Raw genomic sequence first — 15,435 nt, 5'->3', positions numbered from 1 at the left:
GCGCGCCGCCTCGGTCAGCCGGCGCGAGCGCATGTAACCCATGACGGAGCGGCCGGTGGCGGCGCCGAAGGCGCGCGTCACATGAAAGCGCGATACGCCGCTGCTTTGGGCGACGTCGTCGAGCGTAACAGCTTCCGGCAGATGGCTTTCGACAAACCATAGCGCTTTCTCGGTCGGGTTCATGTGTTCCTCGCATGTGGCGTCCTCACTCTGGCGCCTCGTTGCCCGGCCAGTTTGATCGAAATTGCGCATGGCGCAAATGGGCGATCGGGCCGCGCGGTCTCGTCCGCGCGGCCTGTCGTCTGTTGGTGGCTCGGATGGGCCGCAAATTGCCGTTAAAGGGCCGACTGGTTCAGCGGTAGCGCGCCTGGTTCCATTTGTGGCCAAGCAGAGAAAGGATGATGATCAGCCCGTTGAAGAACTGGACGTAGAAGCCGCTCAGGCCAGCCGCCACGACACCGGTTTGGATAAACGACACCGTGACGGCGCCGATCGCGCCGCCGGCCACGGTGCCGATGCCACCCCAGGTCGGCGTGCCGCCGACGAACACCGAAGCCAGCACCGGCAAGAGATAACCGTCGCCAGCGGTTGGCCACCAGGTGAAGTTGATCATTACGGAGAACGTGCCAGCGATCGCGGCCCCGATGCCGACGAAGACGAACACCTTCACCCGCACGCGCTTGACGTCGATGCCCATCTGCTGGGCACTGTCGGGATTGTCACCGACCACCTTCACCTGCGCGCCGAAGCGGTGGCGGTTGTAGAGCATCGCCGACAGCACGACGAAGGCGATGGCCCAGAAGATCTGCACCGGGATGCCCAGGAACTGGCTGGAGAAGATCCTGTAGGCCCAGCTGTCGGCAAGGCTGGTCAGCGAAGTCGATCTGCCCTCATTGATGATCTGGATCAGTCCGCGCAGCAGGAAATTCATGCCAAGCGTGGCGATCAGCGACGACAGCCCTCCATACACTACCAGCGACCCGACGAGGAAGCCGAGCAGCGTGCCGGTGACCAGCGCTGCCGCAATGCCGAGGAACGGATCGTAGCCGGCCTGCACCACCAGCGCGAAGACCCAGGAGGCAAAACCCATCGTCGCGGGAAACGACAGGTCGATTTCGCCGCAGGTGACGACGAAGACCAGCGGCACGACCACGAACAGCGCCACGGGAAGCGTGGTGAGCACGGCGCTGTAGAGATACCAGGTTGTGAAGACCGTCGGGTTGGCGATCATGAAGACCGCCATCATGACGATGAACACGGCGAGCGTGCCAAGCGACGCCCGATTGTCGAGGACGAAGCCGCGCAGCCAATGATCGGACGGGTGCTTCCACTCGTTTTGGGAACTGCCTTGGCGGGAAATGCCGGCCGACGGCTCGTGCAGATCGGGCTCCATGGTCTTGCTCATCGTGCTCTCTGCTCCGCGTCGCCGGTGTCGTGCAGTCCGGCCAACCCGCCCGGATGCGCGACGTCTTCCATGAAGTTGATGAGGTCTTCGGCCGACTTGATTTCGCTGCGGTCGGCGGTGAGCGCAACCTTGCCGCGGTCGAGCACCACGAAACGGTCGGCGATGTCGAAAACGTGGTGGATGTTGTGGCCGATGAACAGGATCGAGCGGCCGCTCGCCCGCACCTGGCGCACGAAGTGGAAGACCTTGGCGGTCTCGGTCAGCGACAGCGCCGTCGTCGGCTCGTCGAGGACGATCAATTCCGCCTGCTTGTAGATGGCGCGCGCGATCGCCACGCCCTGGCGTTCGCCGCCCGACAGCTGGCCGACGATCGAGTGCGGCGTGAATACTTTCGAGGTGAAGCCGATCTCGCGCATCAGCCGACTTGCCTCTTCGATTTCCTTGCTGACCTTCAGCCAGCCGAGAAAACCGGTGAGTTCGCGGCCCATGAAGATGTTGCGCACGATCGTCTGCTGCACGGCCAGCGCCCGGTCCTGGAACACCGTCTCGATGCCGGCCTCTCGCGAACGTGCCGCATTCCATCCGGTCACCGGCTTGCTGCGGATGAGAATCTCTCCGCTCGTCGGCTTGACCACGCCGGATAGGATTTTGATCAGCGTCGACTTGCCGGCGCCGTTGTCGCCGATGAGGCCGACCACCTCGCCGCGGTCGACGCTGAGATTGACCCCGCCCAACGCATAGACGTGGCCGTAGGACTTAGCGATATCGCGCAGTTCTATGAGACGTTCGGCCATCGGGTCCTCGCTTGATTGTCTCGCACCAGCTTTCTCGCCAGCGGTCCCGCCGGCCGGGGCCTGATCCCGGCCGGCGGCTTGGGAGGTCAGCGCAGCGCCTGCTTGGCGAGTTCTGCGACGATCTCGTAATTTTCGGGCGTGACGAAACCGGCGCCGGTGTCGACATTCATCGGCGCCAGACCCAGCACCACTTGCTGGCACAGGCTGAGGATCGGCAGATAGCCCTGCAGGAATGGCTGCTGGTCGGCCGTCAGTTGCACCCAGCCGCCCTTGAAGCCCTCGACGATCTGCGGGCTGGTGTCGAAACCGAAGTTGAAGATATCGCCAGGCTTGCGGCCCGCCGCCTGCATGTAGGTGGGGACATTGCCGAGCATCTGTCCGCCGGGATAGCCCACCGCCTTGATATCCGGGTGATTGAGAAGCGCCGCCGTGATCACCGGAATGGCGAGGTTAGGGTCGGAAGCCCATTCGCCGCTTGGCGGCGAGGACAGCTGGATGACCTCGACGCCCGCTTCCTTCAGCGCCGCCACGGTGCCGCGCTCGCGCGCGCCGCGGTTCTCGTTCTCGAACGGGCCGATCATGATTGCCTTGTCGCCGGCCTTGAGCTTGCCGAGCTTGAGCGCTTCGGCGCCGAGCGCGCGGCCCTGCTGTTCCTGCTGCGCGCCGACATAGCCGCCACCGAACGCCGCCGTCACCTTCGGCACCGGGACGTTCTGGTACATCATCTTGATACCGTCCTTATGCGCCTCTTCGGCGAGTGGCATGATCGCGGCGTCGCCCGGATGGCCCATCATGGCGATGCCCTGGGGCTTGACCGCGACCGCTTCGCGCAATTGCTGCACCATCTTCTCCGCGTCCCACTGGGAGAAGATGTAGTCGACCTTGGGCCCGAGATCGGCCGCGGCCTGCTTGGCGCCATTGTAGACGATGGTGCCGAAGGCGTCGCCCTCGGCGCCGCCAACGAAGAAGCGGATGTGGACGTCCTTGCACCATTGGCCGTCGAGCGCCTGCGCCGGCAAGGTGGAGATTGCGGCGGTAAGCGCCGTGGCGGCCGCCACCACGGTCGTCCGCAGAAGTGTCGTTCTGATCGCGATGCTCATGCACGTTCCTCCCATTGTTTCCCTCGTCAGCCGAGGGGCCTTTGAACGATTGCTTTGGCAGTACCACTTGCGGCCGGCTCCTCCCGCCGACCGGTCCTCACGCCGGATTTGGCAGGTAGCTCGCACCTCCCCGGCATAGCTTGAGATACTCCAGCGCGCGTGCCTGCCCCGTTATCTCGAGGTCGCCGCGATAGACCGGGTCGTGCCAGCCTTCGATGTCGATCGCGCCCTTGTAGCCGGCCAGCCGCAATTCGCTGATCACCCGCGTCCAGTCACTGTCGCCGAAGCCTGGTGTGCGCATCTGTACGAACGACAGCCGGCCGAACACGCCGTGCTCGCGAATGACGTCCCAGCGCACCGTCGCGTCCTTGCCATGGACGTGGAAGATGCGCGGCGCCCATTTGCGGATCTGCGGCATCGGATCGATCAGATAGACGAGCTGGTGGCAAGGCTCCCATTCGAGGCCGAGATTGTCGTCAGGCAACTCGTTGAACATCAGCTCCCAGGCGTCCGGATTGTGGGCGATGTTCCAGTCACCAGCAGCCCAGTTGCCGTCCATCGCACAGTTCTCGAAGGCGATGCGAACGCCCTTGTCGGCGGCGCGCCTGGCCAGCGGCCCCCACACCTCGCGAAAGCGCGGCAGGCTGTCTGTCAGCGGCTTGCCGCGGAGCCGGCCGGTAAAGCCGCAGACCATCGAGGCGCCGAACAAATGCGCATTGTCGATGACCGTCTCCCAGGCCTGGAGCACGCTACGGTCGACATCGCCGCCCTCCAGCGGATTGCCGAACACGCCGAGCGACGACACCGTGACATCGGCATCGCCGATCGCCTCGCGGATCTGGCCCGCCAGCCGGGGCAGGTCCTTGCCGCCCAGTGTCTGCCAGAAGAAGGGCTGGATGCTCTCGAAGCCGAGCGGCAGGATTGCCTTGATATAGGCGGCCGGGTCGTCGAGGTTGGCCCGCACCATGGTGCCGATCCTGATGTCGAGGAGCGGGTTTGGCATCATTGTGCCTCCTTTGCGATCATCACGCGGCGTCCGGTTTCGGCGCTCTCGATGGCGCCAAAGACCATGGCCAGGCTCTTGATGTTGTCGGCGCCGCGCGTTTCCGGCTCGGTGCCGGTCTCGATGGCGCGCATGAAATCCCTGATGATACCGAGATGGCCGTCGACGCGGCAGGCGGGATCGAGCGCGGGCACCTCGATTGGCTGAATTTTGTCGAACATGCCGTCGCGGCCCGGCACCACCACTTCCGCCTTCAACCCGTCATGGCCGTCCCAGATCAGGCTGCCGCGCTCGGCGACGACGCGCCAGCTGCCCTCCCAACTGGTGCGGAAGCCGGCCGCGCACCAGCTGCCCGCATAGGTGAAGACCTTGCCGTCGCCGAGATCGAAGACCGCGCTGGCCGACGAGCCCTGTCGGTACCAGGAATTGGCCGGTTCCCATTCCTGGCAATGCACGCCGGCCGGCTCGCCATTGACCATGTAGCGGGCGGCGTCGAATGTGTGGATCGCCATGTCGAGCAGCAGCACATGGGCCATCTCCTCGCGAAAACCGCCGAAATGTGGTGCGACGAAAAAGTCGGCGTGGATGCTGGTCGGCTTGCCGATGGCGCCGGAGTCCAGAAATCTCCGGATGCGCCTGACATTGGTGACATAGCGGCGGTTCTGGACGACAGCATGGATGCGCCCGGCCTGGCGGGCGGCCTGGACGATGGCGCGGGCATTCTCCGGGCTATCGGCGAGCGGCTTTTCCGTCAGCAGATGGCAATGATGGGCAAAGGCGGAAAACGCAACGTCGCGCCGGGCGGCGGGAACCACCACATCGAAGACCGCTTGCGGTCGGGTCTGGTCGAGCACGGCGTCGAGACTGGTGCCGGTGACGGCACCACCAAGGTCGTATTCGCGAGCCCTGGCCTTCGCCCTGTCGGCATCGAGATCGACAAGGCCGACAATGGCGAGCCCGTCGATTTGCCGCGCGGCATCGAGCCAGGCCTTGCTCATCGCTCCGCAGCCGACCAGAACGGCGTCGATCATCCAGCGCTCCTCCTCTCGGCCCCTCCAGGCCGATCGTCCCGGCGTTCACGACGTGACCGTAAACGTTTTTCCGTAAACGTTTACGAGAACACACCCGAAGGCGTAGAATGTCAATCGGCCGCCCATGAAAATCGTCGTTGCGCCTTGGCCAGGGCGGCCACCGGTGCTAGCCAAGCAAGGGGGAGAGTCACTTGGCGTCCAGCATTCACGACCTTGCCCGTCACCTGAACATTTCGATCGGCACGGTGTCGCGCGCCCTCAACGGCCGCGCCGACGTCAATGCCCACACGCGCCAGCGCGTTCTCGAGGCGGCCAGGGCTCTCAACTATTCGCCGAACCAGTCCGGCCGCAGTCTCAGGCAAGGCGCTACCCACTCGATCGCATTCATGCTGCAGCCGCATCCGGGCGACCAGGAATACGGCGAGCCGTTCTTCATTCCGTTCCTGACTGGATTGCAGGGCCGGCTCGCCGAAAGCGGGCTGGATCTCATCGTGGTGATGGGCGCGCCGGGCGACTATCAGCAGGAGCGCCTGCGGCGTGTCGTCGAGACGCGCCGTGCCGATGCGGTTGTGCTGGCCTGGACGCGGCGCGAGGACGAGCGCATCGACTATCTGACCCAGGCCGGCTTCCCCTTCGCCACGCTCGGCCGCAGCCGCTCCGGCGACAAGGCCTACCCCTCGCTCGATCTCGATTTCGAAAAAGCAGGCGCCGACGCGGTCGATCGGCTGGTGGCGCGCGGCCATCGCCGGATCGCCGCCATCCGCCCGTCGCTCGATCTGAATTTCGGCTATCTGTTCCTCGACGGCTACCGCAAGGCCTTGCGCCGGCATGGCATCGCCGTCGATCCCGGCCTGATTGCCGGCGGCTTCATCAACGAGGCCGGTGGCTACGAAGTGACACCGCAGGTGATGCGGCGCAAGGACCCGCCGACCGCCATCATCTTCAACAATGACGCAATGGCGCTTGGGGGCTGCAAGGCGCTGGCCGAGATGGGCATCAAACCGGGTCACGACATGGCGGTGACCGTCATCGTCGATACGCCGCTCTGCCGCTATTTCTCGCCGGCGTTGACCGCTTTCCGCCCGGCGCTGCAGCCCATGGGACGGCGGCTCGCCGAAATGCTGCTGGCGTCGCTGCCGGGTTTTGCGGGGGCCGCCGGGCCAGAGACCATCAGGGAGGTCTGGCCGCTGGAACTGATCGCCCGCGACAGCGATTGACCATTTGTTGGTTCTGTTATAACAAAACAAACGATCGGCTTGCCTCGCCGCCGCGCGCGGCCTAGGCTGCGACTCGTGATGGTCCCCGAGCCGAAAGGCGAGGGGTGAAAAGGGAACGCGGTGAGATCCGATTTTGGGTCGAGGCCGCGGCTGCCCCCGCAACTGTAAGCGGCGAGCAAGATCCGGAACGCCACTGGCCGGCAAGGCTGGGAAGGCAGGATTGCGCAGAGACCCGTGAGCCAGGAGACCTGCCATCACTGAGTTGACCGGACGGGGTGTGCCGGGAGGAAACGTGGACATCGGTCTTGTCGGCCGGTCGACCAACATCCTTCCGTCGCCAGTTTTGAAAGTGACGGGAAGTTGGACGGCGCAATCGATCATATTCACCCCGGACCCATGCACCAGATCATCGTGTGCACCCTTTGCCGCGACGTGCCGACCGGCGTCAGGTCGGGCGAAGGTTTGTGCACCGAGTTGCGCTCCCGCCTCTCGGCCCAGCCTGACGTGGCGCTTGGTTTCACGGTCGAGGGCGTGGCTTGCATGGCGGGTTGCGCGCGTCCCCTGGTGGTGGCTTTCCAGGCGCCTGGCAAGGCCGCCTATCTCTTCGGGTCGGTCGATGCGCAGGCCGACGCTGCCGATCTCGTGCGGTTTGCCAGGCTTTACGCCTCGCTTCCCGACGGCTGGTGCAATTCCGGACAACGTCCGCCGCGCCTAGCCGGCAAGACGCTGGCCCGCATCCCGGGACCCGGCAAGCTGGCGGATGGCAATCGGTGACAGCGCCGCTTCTCGATGCGCGCGACTTGGGCGCGATGGCGAATGGCCGGCATCTGGTCCATGCGGTCAGCCTGTCGGTGACGTCAGGCGACCGCCTCGCCATCATTGGCCCCAACGGCGCCGGCAAGACCACGCTGCTGCGCATGTTGTCCGGCATGCTCAGGCCAAGCTCGGGGGAGGTGAAGCTTGGCGGGCGACGCCTGGACAGGATTTCACCCGCCGAGCGGGCCCTGCATATCGCCGTCGTGGGCCAGACAGACCAGCCGGACCCACGGCTGGCGGTGATCGATTATGTCGAGCTTGGCCGCGTCCCGCATGCCGGCCTGAGGCGCCGCGGCGAGGAACGCGACATTGTCGTGGATGCGCTGCGGCGGACCGGCCTGTTGCCGCTGCTCGGCCGGACCATCGGCTCGCTGTCTGGTGGCGAACGCCAACGCGCCCAGCTTGCACGCGCCATCGCGCAGAAGCCCAAAATCCTATTCCTCGACGAGCCGACCAACCACCTCGATCCGCGCGCCCGCGCGGAACTGCTCGAACTGGTGGCCGGCTTCGGCATGACCGTGATCGCGGTGCTGCACGATCTGACGCTGGTGGCACCCTTCGCCACCAAGGTGGCGGTGATGAACGAGGCTCGGCTGCATGCGCTGGCGCCGCCGCACGAGGCGCTGACGCAGCAGCTGATCCGCGAGATTTTCGGCATCGACGTGTTTCGCCTGCGCCATCCCACCGAGGACCGCGAACTGACGGTGTTCGAGCTTCCGAACCGCGCCGCACCGCCGTCCTGATCAAATCCATCCTTATCCGACACGGTTCAACCAAGGAGCAAAGTCCGTGAAACGCCTCGCCCTGTCCCTCGTCTTCTCGTTGCTGGCCTCGACGGCCTTTGCCTTCCCCGTGACCGTCGACAGCTGCGGCAAGCCGCTGACCTTCGACGCGCCGCCAAAGCGCGCCGTCATCCATGATCTCAACATGGCCGAGATGGCCTTCGCGCTGAAGCTGCAGCCGTCTATTGTCGGCCTGACCGGTATCACCGGATGGTATAAAGTCGGCCCCGACTTCAAGGCAGAGCAGGGTTCCATTCCCGAACTGGCACCGAAATATCCGACGCTGGAGAACCTCCTCGCCGTCGAGCCCGACTTCTTCTTCGCCGGCTGGTGCTACGGCATGAAGCCTGGCGGTGACGTGACCCCCGACACGCTCGCTCCGCACGGCATCAAGACGCTGGTGCTGACCGAAAGCTGCGTCCATCTCGACAGGAGCCGCCCGGCCGCCTCCATGGACCTGCTCTATGGCGACATCGAAAAGCTGGGCAAGATCTTCGGCAAGGAAGCAGAAGCGGAGAAGCTTGTCTCCGGCTGGAAGGCGCAACTCGCCGATATCATCGCCAAGGTCGGCAGCGCCAAGGGAACACGCGTGTTCCTTTACGATTCCGGCGAGGACAAGCCGTTTACCGCGGGAAAGTTCGCCATCCCCAGCGCCATGATATCGGCGGCCGGCGGCGACAACATCATGGCCGACATGGACACGAGCTGGGGCAACACGGACTGGGAGACGGTGGCGGCGCGCAATCCGCAATTCCTCATCCTGCTCGATTATCAGGACGGCGGCGGTTACAGGAAACTGCTCGATTTCCTGAAGGCGCACCCGGCGATGAAAGAGACGGACGCAGTCAGGAACGAGCGCTTCGTGGCGCTTCGTTACGCCGAGCTGACGCCAGGACCGGCGAACATCGACGCCATCGGCAAGATCGCCAGGGCGATGCATCCGGAAGCGTTCTGATGGCTCTCGCCCGGGAGCACAAATCCGGCGCGCTTTCCGGGCACAAGGGCTTCACGCTGGCCATGACGGCGGGCGCGGTGGCGCTCGTCGCGCTGGCGCTGCTGTCGATCGCCTACGGCTCGACGCTGATACCTCTAGCCGATGTCGTCGCCGCCCTTGGCCGTTCCATCGGGCTGGATGAACCTCAGATATCGGGTCCGGTCGGCAGGATCGTCGTCGACCTGCGGCTGCCGCGCACGATCCTGGCGATCTGTGTCGGCGGCGGGCTGGGCATCGTCGGCGCGCTTTTGCAGACGGTGACCCGCAACGACCTTGCCGACCCCTTCCTGTTCGGCCTGTCGTCGGGAGCCGCTGCCGGCGCGGTTTCCGTCATCACCGTCCTCGGCGACAGTTTCGGCATCTGGACCTTGCCTGTGGCTGCGTTCACCGGCGGCATACTCGCCGCTTCCATCGTGCTTTTGCTGGTGGCGCGGGTGAGGGGGCAAGGTCCGGAGCGGCTGATCCTCGCTGGCCTTGCCGTCTCCTTCATGTTCACGGCCTTGACCAATTATCTGGTTTTTGCCGGCGACCAGCGCGCGGCCCATTCGGTGCTGTTCTGGACCATGGGCGGGCTCGGGCTGGCGCGCTGGGACAATGTGTGGCTGGGTGCGGTGGGCGCTGGCACGATCGCGGCCTACGGGCTGTGGAACCACCGCAAGCTGGACGCTTTCCTGGCCGGCGAAAGCGCTGCCGAAAGCCTCGGCGTGCCGGTGGCCCGCATGCGCAGGACGACATTTCTCGTGGCCGCCTTCTCGACGGCAATCCTCGTCTCGGTCGCCGGTGTCATCGGCTTTGTCGGATTGATGATCCCGCATCTGTCGCGGCCGCTGGCCGGTTCCCTGCATCTGCGCTTGATCGCAAGCTGCGCGCTGTTCGGGGCGGTGCTCCTGCTGGCAAGCGATCTTCTGGCCCGGACCCTGCTGCCGCCGCAGGAACTGCCGATCGGCATCATCACCAGCTCGCTCGGCGCATTCTTTGTTGTCACCATGGTTGTCCGAAACCGCCTTTGAAGACGGCGCCTTGTTGCCTTCCGGGCGTTGTTGCGCACGGGCACGCGTTCACCTGTCGCTAACCAGGATCGGGTTGCAGGCCTGCCATGCGCATTTTGCCACTTTCATCGCGATCCGGCATCTTGAATAGTAAGCACGCTTATTATATATACCGCTCATGGTTTCAGATGGCATCGACAGATTGGGATTTTTGATCCACGACGTGCAGCGCCTGATGCGCAAGCGCTTTGAGGCGCGCGCCAGCGGGCTCGGCCTCTCTTCGGCGCAATGGCGGCTTCTGGTCCGCGTTGCCAAGGAGGCGGGCGTTGCACAGGCGCGGCTCGCCGAACTGCTCGAAATCGAGCCGATCAGCGTCTCACGCCTGGTCGACCGGATGGAGGAGGGCGGCTGGATCGAACGCCGCTCCGACGCGGCGGACCGACGCGTGCGCATGATCTTCCCAACCGAGAAGGCGAACGCGGCCTATGCGGACGTCAAGAGCCTTGCTGGCGAAGTCTATGAGGAATCGCTCAGCGGCGTTTCGCCGGAAGATCGGCGCGTCCTGATCCGGGCGCTGGATGTAATCGTACAAAATCTGACGGACAGCGAAGCTTCGTCGCTTGAAAAGATCAAGAGTGCGGAAGGTGCGACAGCATGAACGCGGTAGCTAAAATAGAAGAAAACGCTCCCAAGGTGGAGATGGAAGCGCCGGCCCAGCCGGCTGCCCCTGTCGCGGTCGCTCCTCTCGTGCAGTCAGCGCCGAAGAAGAAGCGCCGCATCGGTCGCTTCTTCTTGATGTTCGCCTTGCCGGCGGCATTGATCGTCGGCGGCGGCTATGTCTGGGTGACGGGCGGGCGCTACCAGGAAACGGAAAACGCCAATCTGCAGCAGGCCAAGGTGTCGATCGCCTCCGACACGGCTGGTCGTATCGTCCAGGTCGCCATATCGGACAATCAGACGGTGAAGCAGGGCGATCTCCTGTTCGCCATCGATCCAGAGCCCTACCGCATCGCGCTTGCCCAGGCCGATGCCGCTGTGGCTGCCGCGCGCCTCAATGTCGAGCAGTTGCGCGCCGCCTACGGCCAGGCGATGGCGCAGGAGAAATCCGCCAGCAGTGAAGTTGCCTATGCGCAGTCGCAATATGACCGCGCCGCCGATCTTGCCCAGAAAGGGATCAATGCCAAGTCTTCGCTGGATGAAGCCAGGAATGATCTCGACAAGGCCAAGCAGCAGCTCGCCGTTGCCGAACAGGGCATCGTCAGCGCCAAGGCGGCGCTTGGCGGCAATCCCGATATCGAGACAGACAAGCATCCGACCGTGATGTCGGCACTCGCCGCGCGCGACAAGGCTGCCTATGACCTGGCGCAGACCACGGTGAAGGCGCCTGCCGATGGTCTTGTCTATCAAGCCGCGTCCTTCAAGGTCGGCCAGTATGTCGGCTCCGGCACACCGTTGTTTGCGCTGGTCGAGACCGGCGATACCTGGATCGACGCCAATTTCAAGGAAACCCAACTGACCAACATGAAGCCGGGTCAGAAGGCGGAGATCGTGGTCGATACCTATCCGGGCAGGACCTTCGAGGCGACCGTCAAGGCTATCGGTGCCGGCACCGGCGCGGACTTCTCGCTGCTGCCGGCCCAGAACGCCACGGGCAACTGGGTCAAGGTCACCCAGCGTATTCCGGTACGCCTGGAACTGACCGATCCCGATGCCAAGATGGCGCTGCGTACCGGCATGAGCGCCTCCGTCACCGTCGACACCGGCGTGGCACGTGGCTGGCCGTCGATCTTCGGTCACGCCACGGCCGGCGAGCCCGCGCGGTAACTCAGCGGAAACCCGCGGGGACCAGGCGGGTGGGAGCGAGTTGCAGGATTGGACTGATGGGAGGGGTGGGAAGGATCAGCGTTTGGGCAGAGCCGCGTCGCGGTCAGGCCGAAGCTGAAATCTTCGACACGGACCCGTCGGTCCTCAGGTTTCCGGGCGGCAGGCATCCGCCAAATCGAGACTTTCAGTCGATGTAACCCCCACATCGATAATCGCGTCCCACCGCGATGAAGGCCTCTCAACGGCAGGCTTTGCCGCCCGGAAACCCGTTGTACATGTTTCAGTTACCTTCTGGAAGTTCTACGCCATGAGCACGTCCGAACCATTCAAAGAAGTGCCGCATCGTGGCTTGATCACCGTCGCGCTCATGCTGGCGACGATCATGCAGGCGCTCGACACCACGATCGCCAACGTCGCGCTGCCGACCATGACCGGCGACCTCGGCGCCTCGCCCGACAACATCAACTGGGTGCTGACCTCCTACATCGTCGCCGCCGCCATCATGACGCCTGTCACCGGCTGGCTCGCCGACCGTTTCGGCCGCAAGGAACTGTTCCTGACGGCGGTGGTCGGCTTCACCATCTTCTCGATGTTGTGCGGCCTGGCGTGGAGCCTGGAAACGATCGTGCTTTTCCGGCTGATGCAAGGTGTGTTTGGCGCCGCGATCGTGCCGCTGTCGCAGACTTTCCTGCTCGACATCAATCCCAAGGAGCGCCATGGCCAGGCGATGGCCATATGGGGCGCCGGCATCATGCTGGGACCGATCCTCGGCCCCACGCTTGGCGGTTGGCTGACCGAGAATTTCAACTGGCGCTGGGTGTTCTTCATCAACCTGCCGGTCGGCATCCTCGCCTTCCTGGGCATGGCCGCCTATCTGCCGGCCGTTGCCCGGCGGGTGCGCAGCTTCGATTTCTTCGGCTTTGCCATGATATCGCTCGGCGTTGGCGCCCTGCAGCTGATGCTTGATCGCGGTGGCGAGGTCGACTGGTTTTCCTCGGTCGAGATCTGGATCGAGCTTGGCCTTTCGATCACCGGCTTCTGGGTGTTCATCATTCACACCGTGACGTCGGAACATCCCTTCATCGATCCGAAGATTTTCCTCGATCGCAATTTCGTCACCGGGCTGGCGTTCATCTTCGTCATGGGCGTGCTGATCCTGGCCTCGATGTCGCTGCTGCCGCCGATGCTGTCGACCATCTTCGGCTATCCGACCGTCACCATCGGCATCGTCATCGGGCCGCGCGGCGTCGGCACCATGATTTCCATGCTCGTCGTCGGGCGCATCATGGGCAAGATGGATGCCAGGATTCTCGTCGTCATCGGTTTCCTCCTGACAGCGCATTCGCTCTACACCATGGCCAGCTTCTCGCCGCAGATGGATAACTGGCTGATCATCAGCTCCGGCGTGATCCAGGGCCTGGGCATGGGAATGGTGTTCGTGCCGCTGTCGACGGTTGCCTTCGCCACGCTCGATGCCCGTTACCGCACCGATGCAACCTCGTTGTTCAGCTTGGTGCGCAACCTTGGCTCGTCGATCGGTGTGTCGGTCGTGACGGTGCTGCTGGTGCGCAACACGCAGGTCAATCATGCCGAGCTCTCAGCCTTCATCAACCCGTTCAATCCCAATCTCTGGGCGGTCTCGCCGGCGGCCGCCGGCGGCGATCCGACGGCGCTGTCGCAGGTCGACCGCATGGTCAATCTCCAGGCGATGATGATCTCCTACGTCAACGACTTCAAAATCCTGATGGTGATGACGCTGGTCGCCATCCCGTTCGTCTTCCTGCTGCGCAAGCCGAAGACGGCGCCGGCTGGCGGCGGCGCGCCTGCCGCCCATATGGACTAGGCCGACGGCAGGCACATCGCCTGCCTTCGATATGGACTACACTGCCACATCGGTTGGTCCTAGCCGGTTGCCGGGCAAACCGGCATCGTCGCAAGTTGACGGACGAGTGCAAAGACGATGCAGAACCCGACATTTCCGGTATTCGATCTCGGGCAATTCGAGAAAGCGAGCCCTGAGGAGAAGGCCGCGCGCGGCGCCGAGGTCGATCGCATCTGCCGCGATACGGGCTTCCTGGCCGTCAAGAACCACGGCATTTCGCAGGCGGTGATCGACGCCGCCTGGTCGAAGGCCCGCGCCTTCTTCGACCTGCCGCCGGAACAGAAACAGCGCTCCAAGGCGCCCTATAAGGGCTATCCCTACGGCTATCTCGGCCCCGAACTCGAAGCGCTGGCCAAATCCCGTAACGTCGACACGCCGCCGGGCCTCAAGGAGAGCTTCAATGGCGGACCGCTCAGTGTGCCACCGGGCATGTCCGATCCCGAGGCACTCGCCTTCTGCTATGCCGAGACGATCTGGCCTGAAGCGCCGGACGGTTTCATCCATGCCTGGAAAGCCTACTATGCCGCGCTGGAGGATTTGGCGCTGCGCATCATGCGCGTCTTCGCCACCGCGCTCGGCTTGCCCGAGACTTATTTCGACACTTATCTCGATGCGCCGATCAGCGCGCTGAGGGCGCTCAATTATCCCGAACAGCATGTCGCGCCGAAGCCCGGCCAGATCCGAGCCGGCGCCCACACGGACTATGGCAGCCTGACCATTCTGCTGCCGCAGGCCGGGTCGCGCGGCCTTCAGATCGTCACGCCGGGCGGAGAATGGACGGAGGTGCCGCCGATCGCGGGAGCCTTCGTCATCAACATCGGCGACCTGATGGCGCGCTGGACCAATGACCGCTGGGTGTCCACCGTGCATCGTGTCGTCAATCCAGCAGCAGGCGGCCGGGACAGGCGCCAGTCCATGGCCTTCTTCCACCAGCCGAACTGGGATGCCGAGATCAAGGTGCTGGATGCCTGCCTTGCAGACGGCGAGCCGCCGAAATACGGCCCGGTGCGCTCCGGTCCCTACCTGATGGCGAAATTCAAGGCGACGACGAAATAGGCTGGAGCCCTTATTTCCCGAGCACCAGCGACCAGTAGCGCAGGTTGGGGTCGCGGCCGTCACGGACATAGGCAAGCCCGAAGCGGCTGAAGTCCGGATCGAGCATGTTACGCCGGTGTCCCTGCGAACGCATCCAGATATCGAACAGCTTCTGTTGGTCGAAGCGGCCGGCCGCGATGTTCTCGGCCGCCGCACCGTGTACACCATTGTCCCTCATGCGCGAGGCGAAATCCTTGCCCCAGCCGGTCGTGTGGCTCATGTTTTCACGTCGCGCCATATAGCCGGCCTGCTGCAGTGCTGCTTGCTCCAGCTGTGTATCGGGGACCAGCGGTCCGAGCCCAGCCGTGACACGCAGGCTCGCCAGCGTGCCGGTTGCCGAAGAGGAAACCCCGGCGCCTTGCCCGGTCGGCAGCGAGACGGTGCTGCAGGCGGCAAGCCCGAGCAATGCCGCTAGGCCGGCCACCTTGAGCCAGGTGCGCCTGTTCAAGTCCGCGGTCCGGTCGCAATCGATTCTCGAAATGGTCATGCAGGCCTGACTCGAT

At 64.4% G+C, this 15,435-nt stretch carries 16 protein-coding genes and 1 riboswitch; of the genes, 9 read left to right on the top strand and 7 right to left on the bottom strand.

Annotated elements, in window-relative coordinates; translation table 11 throughout:
• The 6 genes from O7A61_RS17730 to O7A61_RS17705 all read right to left on the bottom strand — a co-directional run.
• A partial coding sequence (locus O7A61_RS17730; RefSeq protein WP_337130898.1) for an AraC family transcriptional regulator occupies positions 1-183 on the bottom strand: 183 nt, incomplete at its 3' end.
• 169 nt (positions 184-352) lie between these two features.
• Entirely contained in the window at positions 353-1,405 is a 1,053-nt protein-coding gene (locus O7A61_RS17725; protein ID WP_337109063.1) for an ABC transporter permease, read from the bottom strand.
• Positions 1,402-2,199, bottom strand: coding sequence for an ATP-binding cassette domain-containing protein (locus O7A61_RS17720; protein WP_337130897.1), 798 nt, complete (start codon positions 2,197-2,199; stop codon positions 1,402-1,404). Before O7A61_RS17720 ends, O7A61_RS17725 begins: the two co-directional genes overlap by 4 nt.
• An 86-nt stretch (positions 2,200-2,285) precedes the next feature.
• Positions 2,286-3,299 carry a substrate-binding domain-containing protein gene (locus O7A61_RS17715; RefSeq protein WP_337130896.1) on the bottom strand — a complete coding sequence of 338 codons (1,014 nt, stop codon included), beginning with the start codon at positions 3,297-3,299 and terminating at the stop codon, positions 2,286-2,288.
• Positions 3,300-3,396: 97 nt separating this feature from the next.
• A complete protein-coding gene (locus tag O7A61_RS17710) occupies positions 3,397-4,305 on the bottom strand; it encodes a sugar phosphate isomerase/epimerase family protein (protein WP_337130895.1) in 909 nt (302 codons plus the stop codon).
• Positions 4,302-5,333 carry a Gfo/Idh/MocA family protein gene (locus tag O7A61_RS17705; protein WP_337130894.1) on the bottom strand — a complete coding sequence of 344 codons (1,032 nt, stop codon included), beginning with the start codon at positions 5,331-5,333 and terminating at the stop codon, positions 4,302-4,304. The genes O7A61_RS17710 and O7A61_RS17705 overlap by 4 nt, the downstream gene beginning before the upstream one ends.
• Before the next feature lie 191 nt (positions 5,334-5,524).
• Here O7A61_RS17705 and O7A61_RS17700 point away from each other — a divergent pair, with 191 nt between their 5' ends.
• From O7A61_RS17700 to O7A61_RS17660, 9 genes are all read left to right on the top strand, one after another.
• Positions 5,525-6,550: a LacI family DNA-binding transcriptional regulator gene (locus O7A61_RS17700; protein WP_337130893.1), complete on the top strand. Its 1,026-nt coding sequence runs from the start codon at positions 5,525-5,527 to the stop codon at positions 6,548-6,550.
• A 62-nt stretch (positions 6,551-6,612) separates the two neighbouring features.
• Positions 6,613-6,820: riboswitch (cobalamin riboswitch) on the top strand.
• 126 nt (positions 6,821-6,946) lie between these two features.
• Complete coding sequence (locus tag O7A61_RS17695) at positions 6,947-7,324, top strand: DUF1636 family protein (RefSeq protein WP_337130892.1); 378 nt, start codon at positions 6,947-6,949, stop codon at positions 7,322-7,324.
• Complete coding sequence (locus O7A61_RS17690; RefSeq protein ID WP_337130891.1) at positions 7,321-8,109, top strand: ABC transporter ATP-binding protein; 789 nt, start codon at positions 7,321-7,323, stop codon at positions 8,107-8,109. The genes O7A61_RS17695 and O7A61_RS17690 overlap by 4 nt, the downstream gene beginning before the upstream one ends.
• A 46-nt stretch (positions 8,110-8,155) precedes the next feature.
• The gene (locus O7A61_RS17685; RefSeq protein WP_337130890.1) at positions 8,156-9,103 is read left to right on the top strand and encodes an ABC transporter substrate-binding protein; all 948 of its coding nucleotides are present in this window, start codon (positions 8,156-8,158) and stop codon (positions 9,101-9,103) included.
• The gene (locus tag O7A61_RS17680) at positions 9,103-10,152 is read left to right on the top strand and encodes a FecCD family ABC transporter permease (RefSeq protein WP_337130889.1); all 1,050 of its coding nucleotides are present in this window, start codon (positions 9,103-9,105) and stop codon (positions 10,150-10,152) included. Before O7A61_RS17685 ends, O7A61_RS17680 begins: the two co-directional genes overlap by 1 nt.
• A gap of 157 nt (positions 10,153-10,309) precedes the next feature.
• On the top strand, positions 10,310-10,789 hold the full coding sequence (locus tag O7A61_RS17675) for a MarR family winged helix-turn-helix transcriptional regulator (protein WP_140507352.1): 480 nt from the start codon (positions 10,310-10,312) through the stop codon (positions 10,787-10,789).
• Complete coding sequence (locus tag O7A61_RS17670) at positions 10,786-11,955, top strand: HlyD family secretion protein (protein WP_337130887.1); 1,170 nt, start codon at positions 10,786-10,788, stop codon at positions 11,953-11,955. The genes O7A61_RS17675 and O7A61_RS17670 overlap by 4 nt, the downstream gene beginning before the upstream one ends.
• A 307-nt stretch (positions 11,956-12,262) precedes the next feature.
• Positions 12,263-13,798 (top strand): DHA2 family efflux MFS transporter permease subunit, encoded by a 1,536-nt coding sequence (locus O7A61_RS17665; protein ID WP_337130886.1) that lies wholly within the window; start codon positions 12,263-12,265, stop codon positions 13,796-13,798.
• A gap of 117 nt (positions 13,799-13,915) precedes the next feature.
• On the top strand, positions 13,916-14,893 hold the full coding sequence (locus O7A61_RS17660; RefSeq protein WP_337130885.1) for an isopenicillin N synthase family dioxygenase: 978 nt from the start codon (positions 13,916-13,918) through the stop codon (positions 14,891-14,893).
• Between the two features lie 10 nt (positions 14,894-14,903).
• Here the strand turns inward: O7A61_RS17660 and O7A61_RS17655 are convergent, their stop codons facing one another.
• Positions 14,904-15,419 carry a CAP domain-containing protein gene (locus tag O7A61_RS17655; RefSeq protein WP_337130884.1) on the bottom strand — a complete coding sequence of 172 codons (516 nt, stop codon included), beginning with the start codon at positions 15,417-15,419 and terminating at the stop codon, positions 14,904-14,906.
• Between the last annotated feature and the right edge of the window lie 16 nt (positions 15,420-15,435).

The organism is Mesorhizobium sp. Cs1321R2N1 (assembly GCF_037179725.1).
Taxonomy (GTDB): domain Bacteria; phylum Pseudomonadota; class Alphaproteobacteria; order Rhizobiales; family Rhizobiaceae; genus Mesorhizobium; species Mesorhizobium salmacidum.
This window is presented reverse-complemented; position numbering and strand designations above follow the sequence as displayed.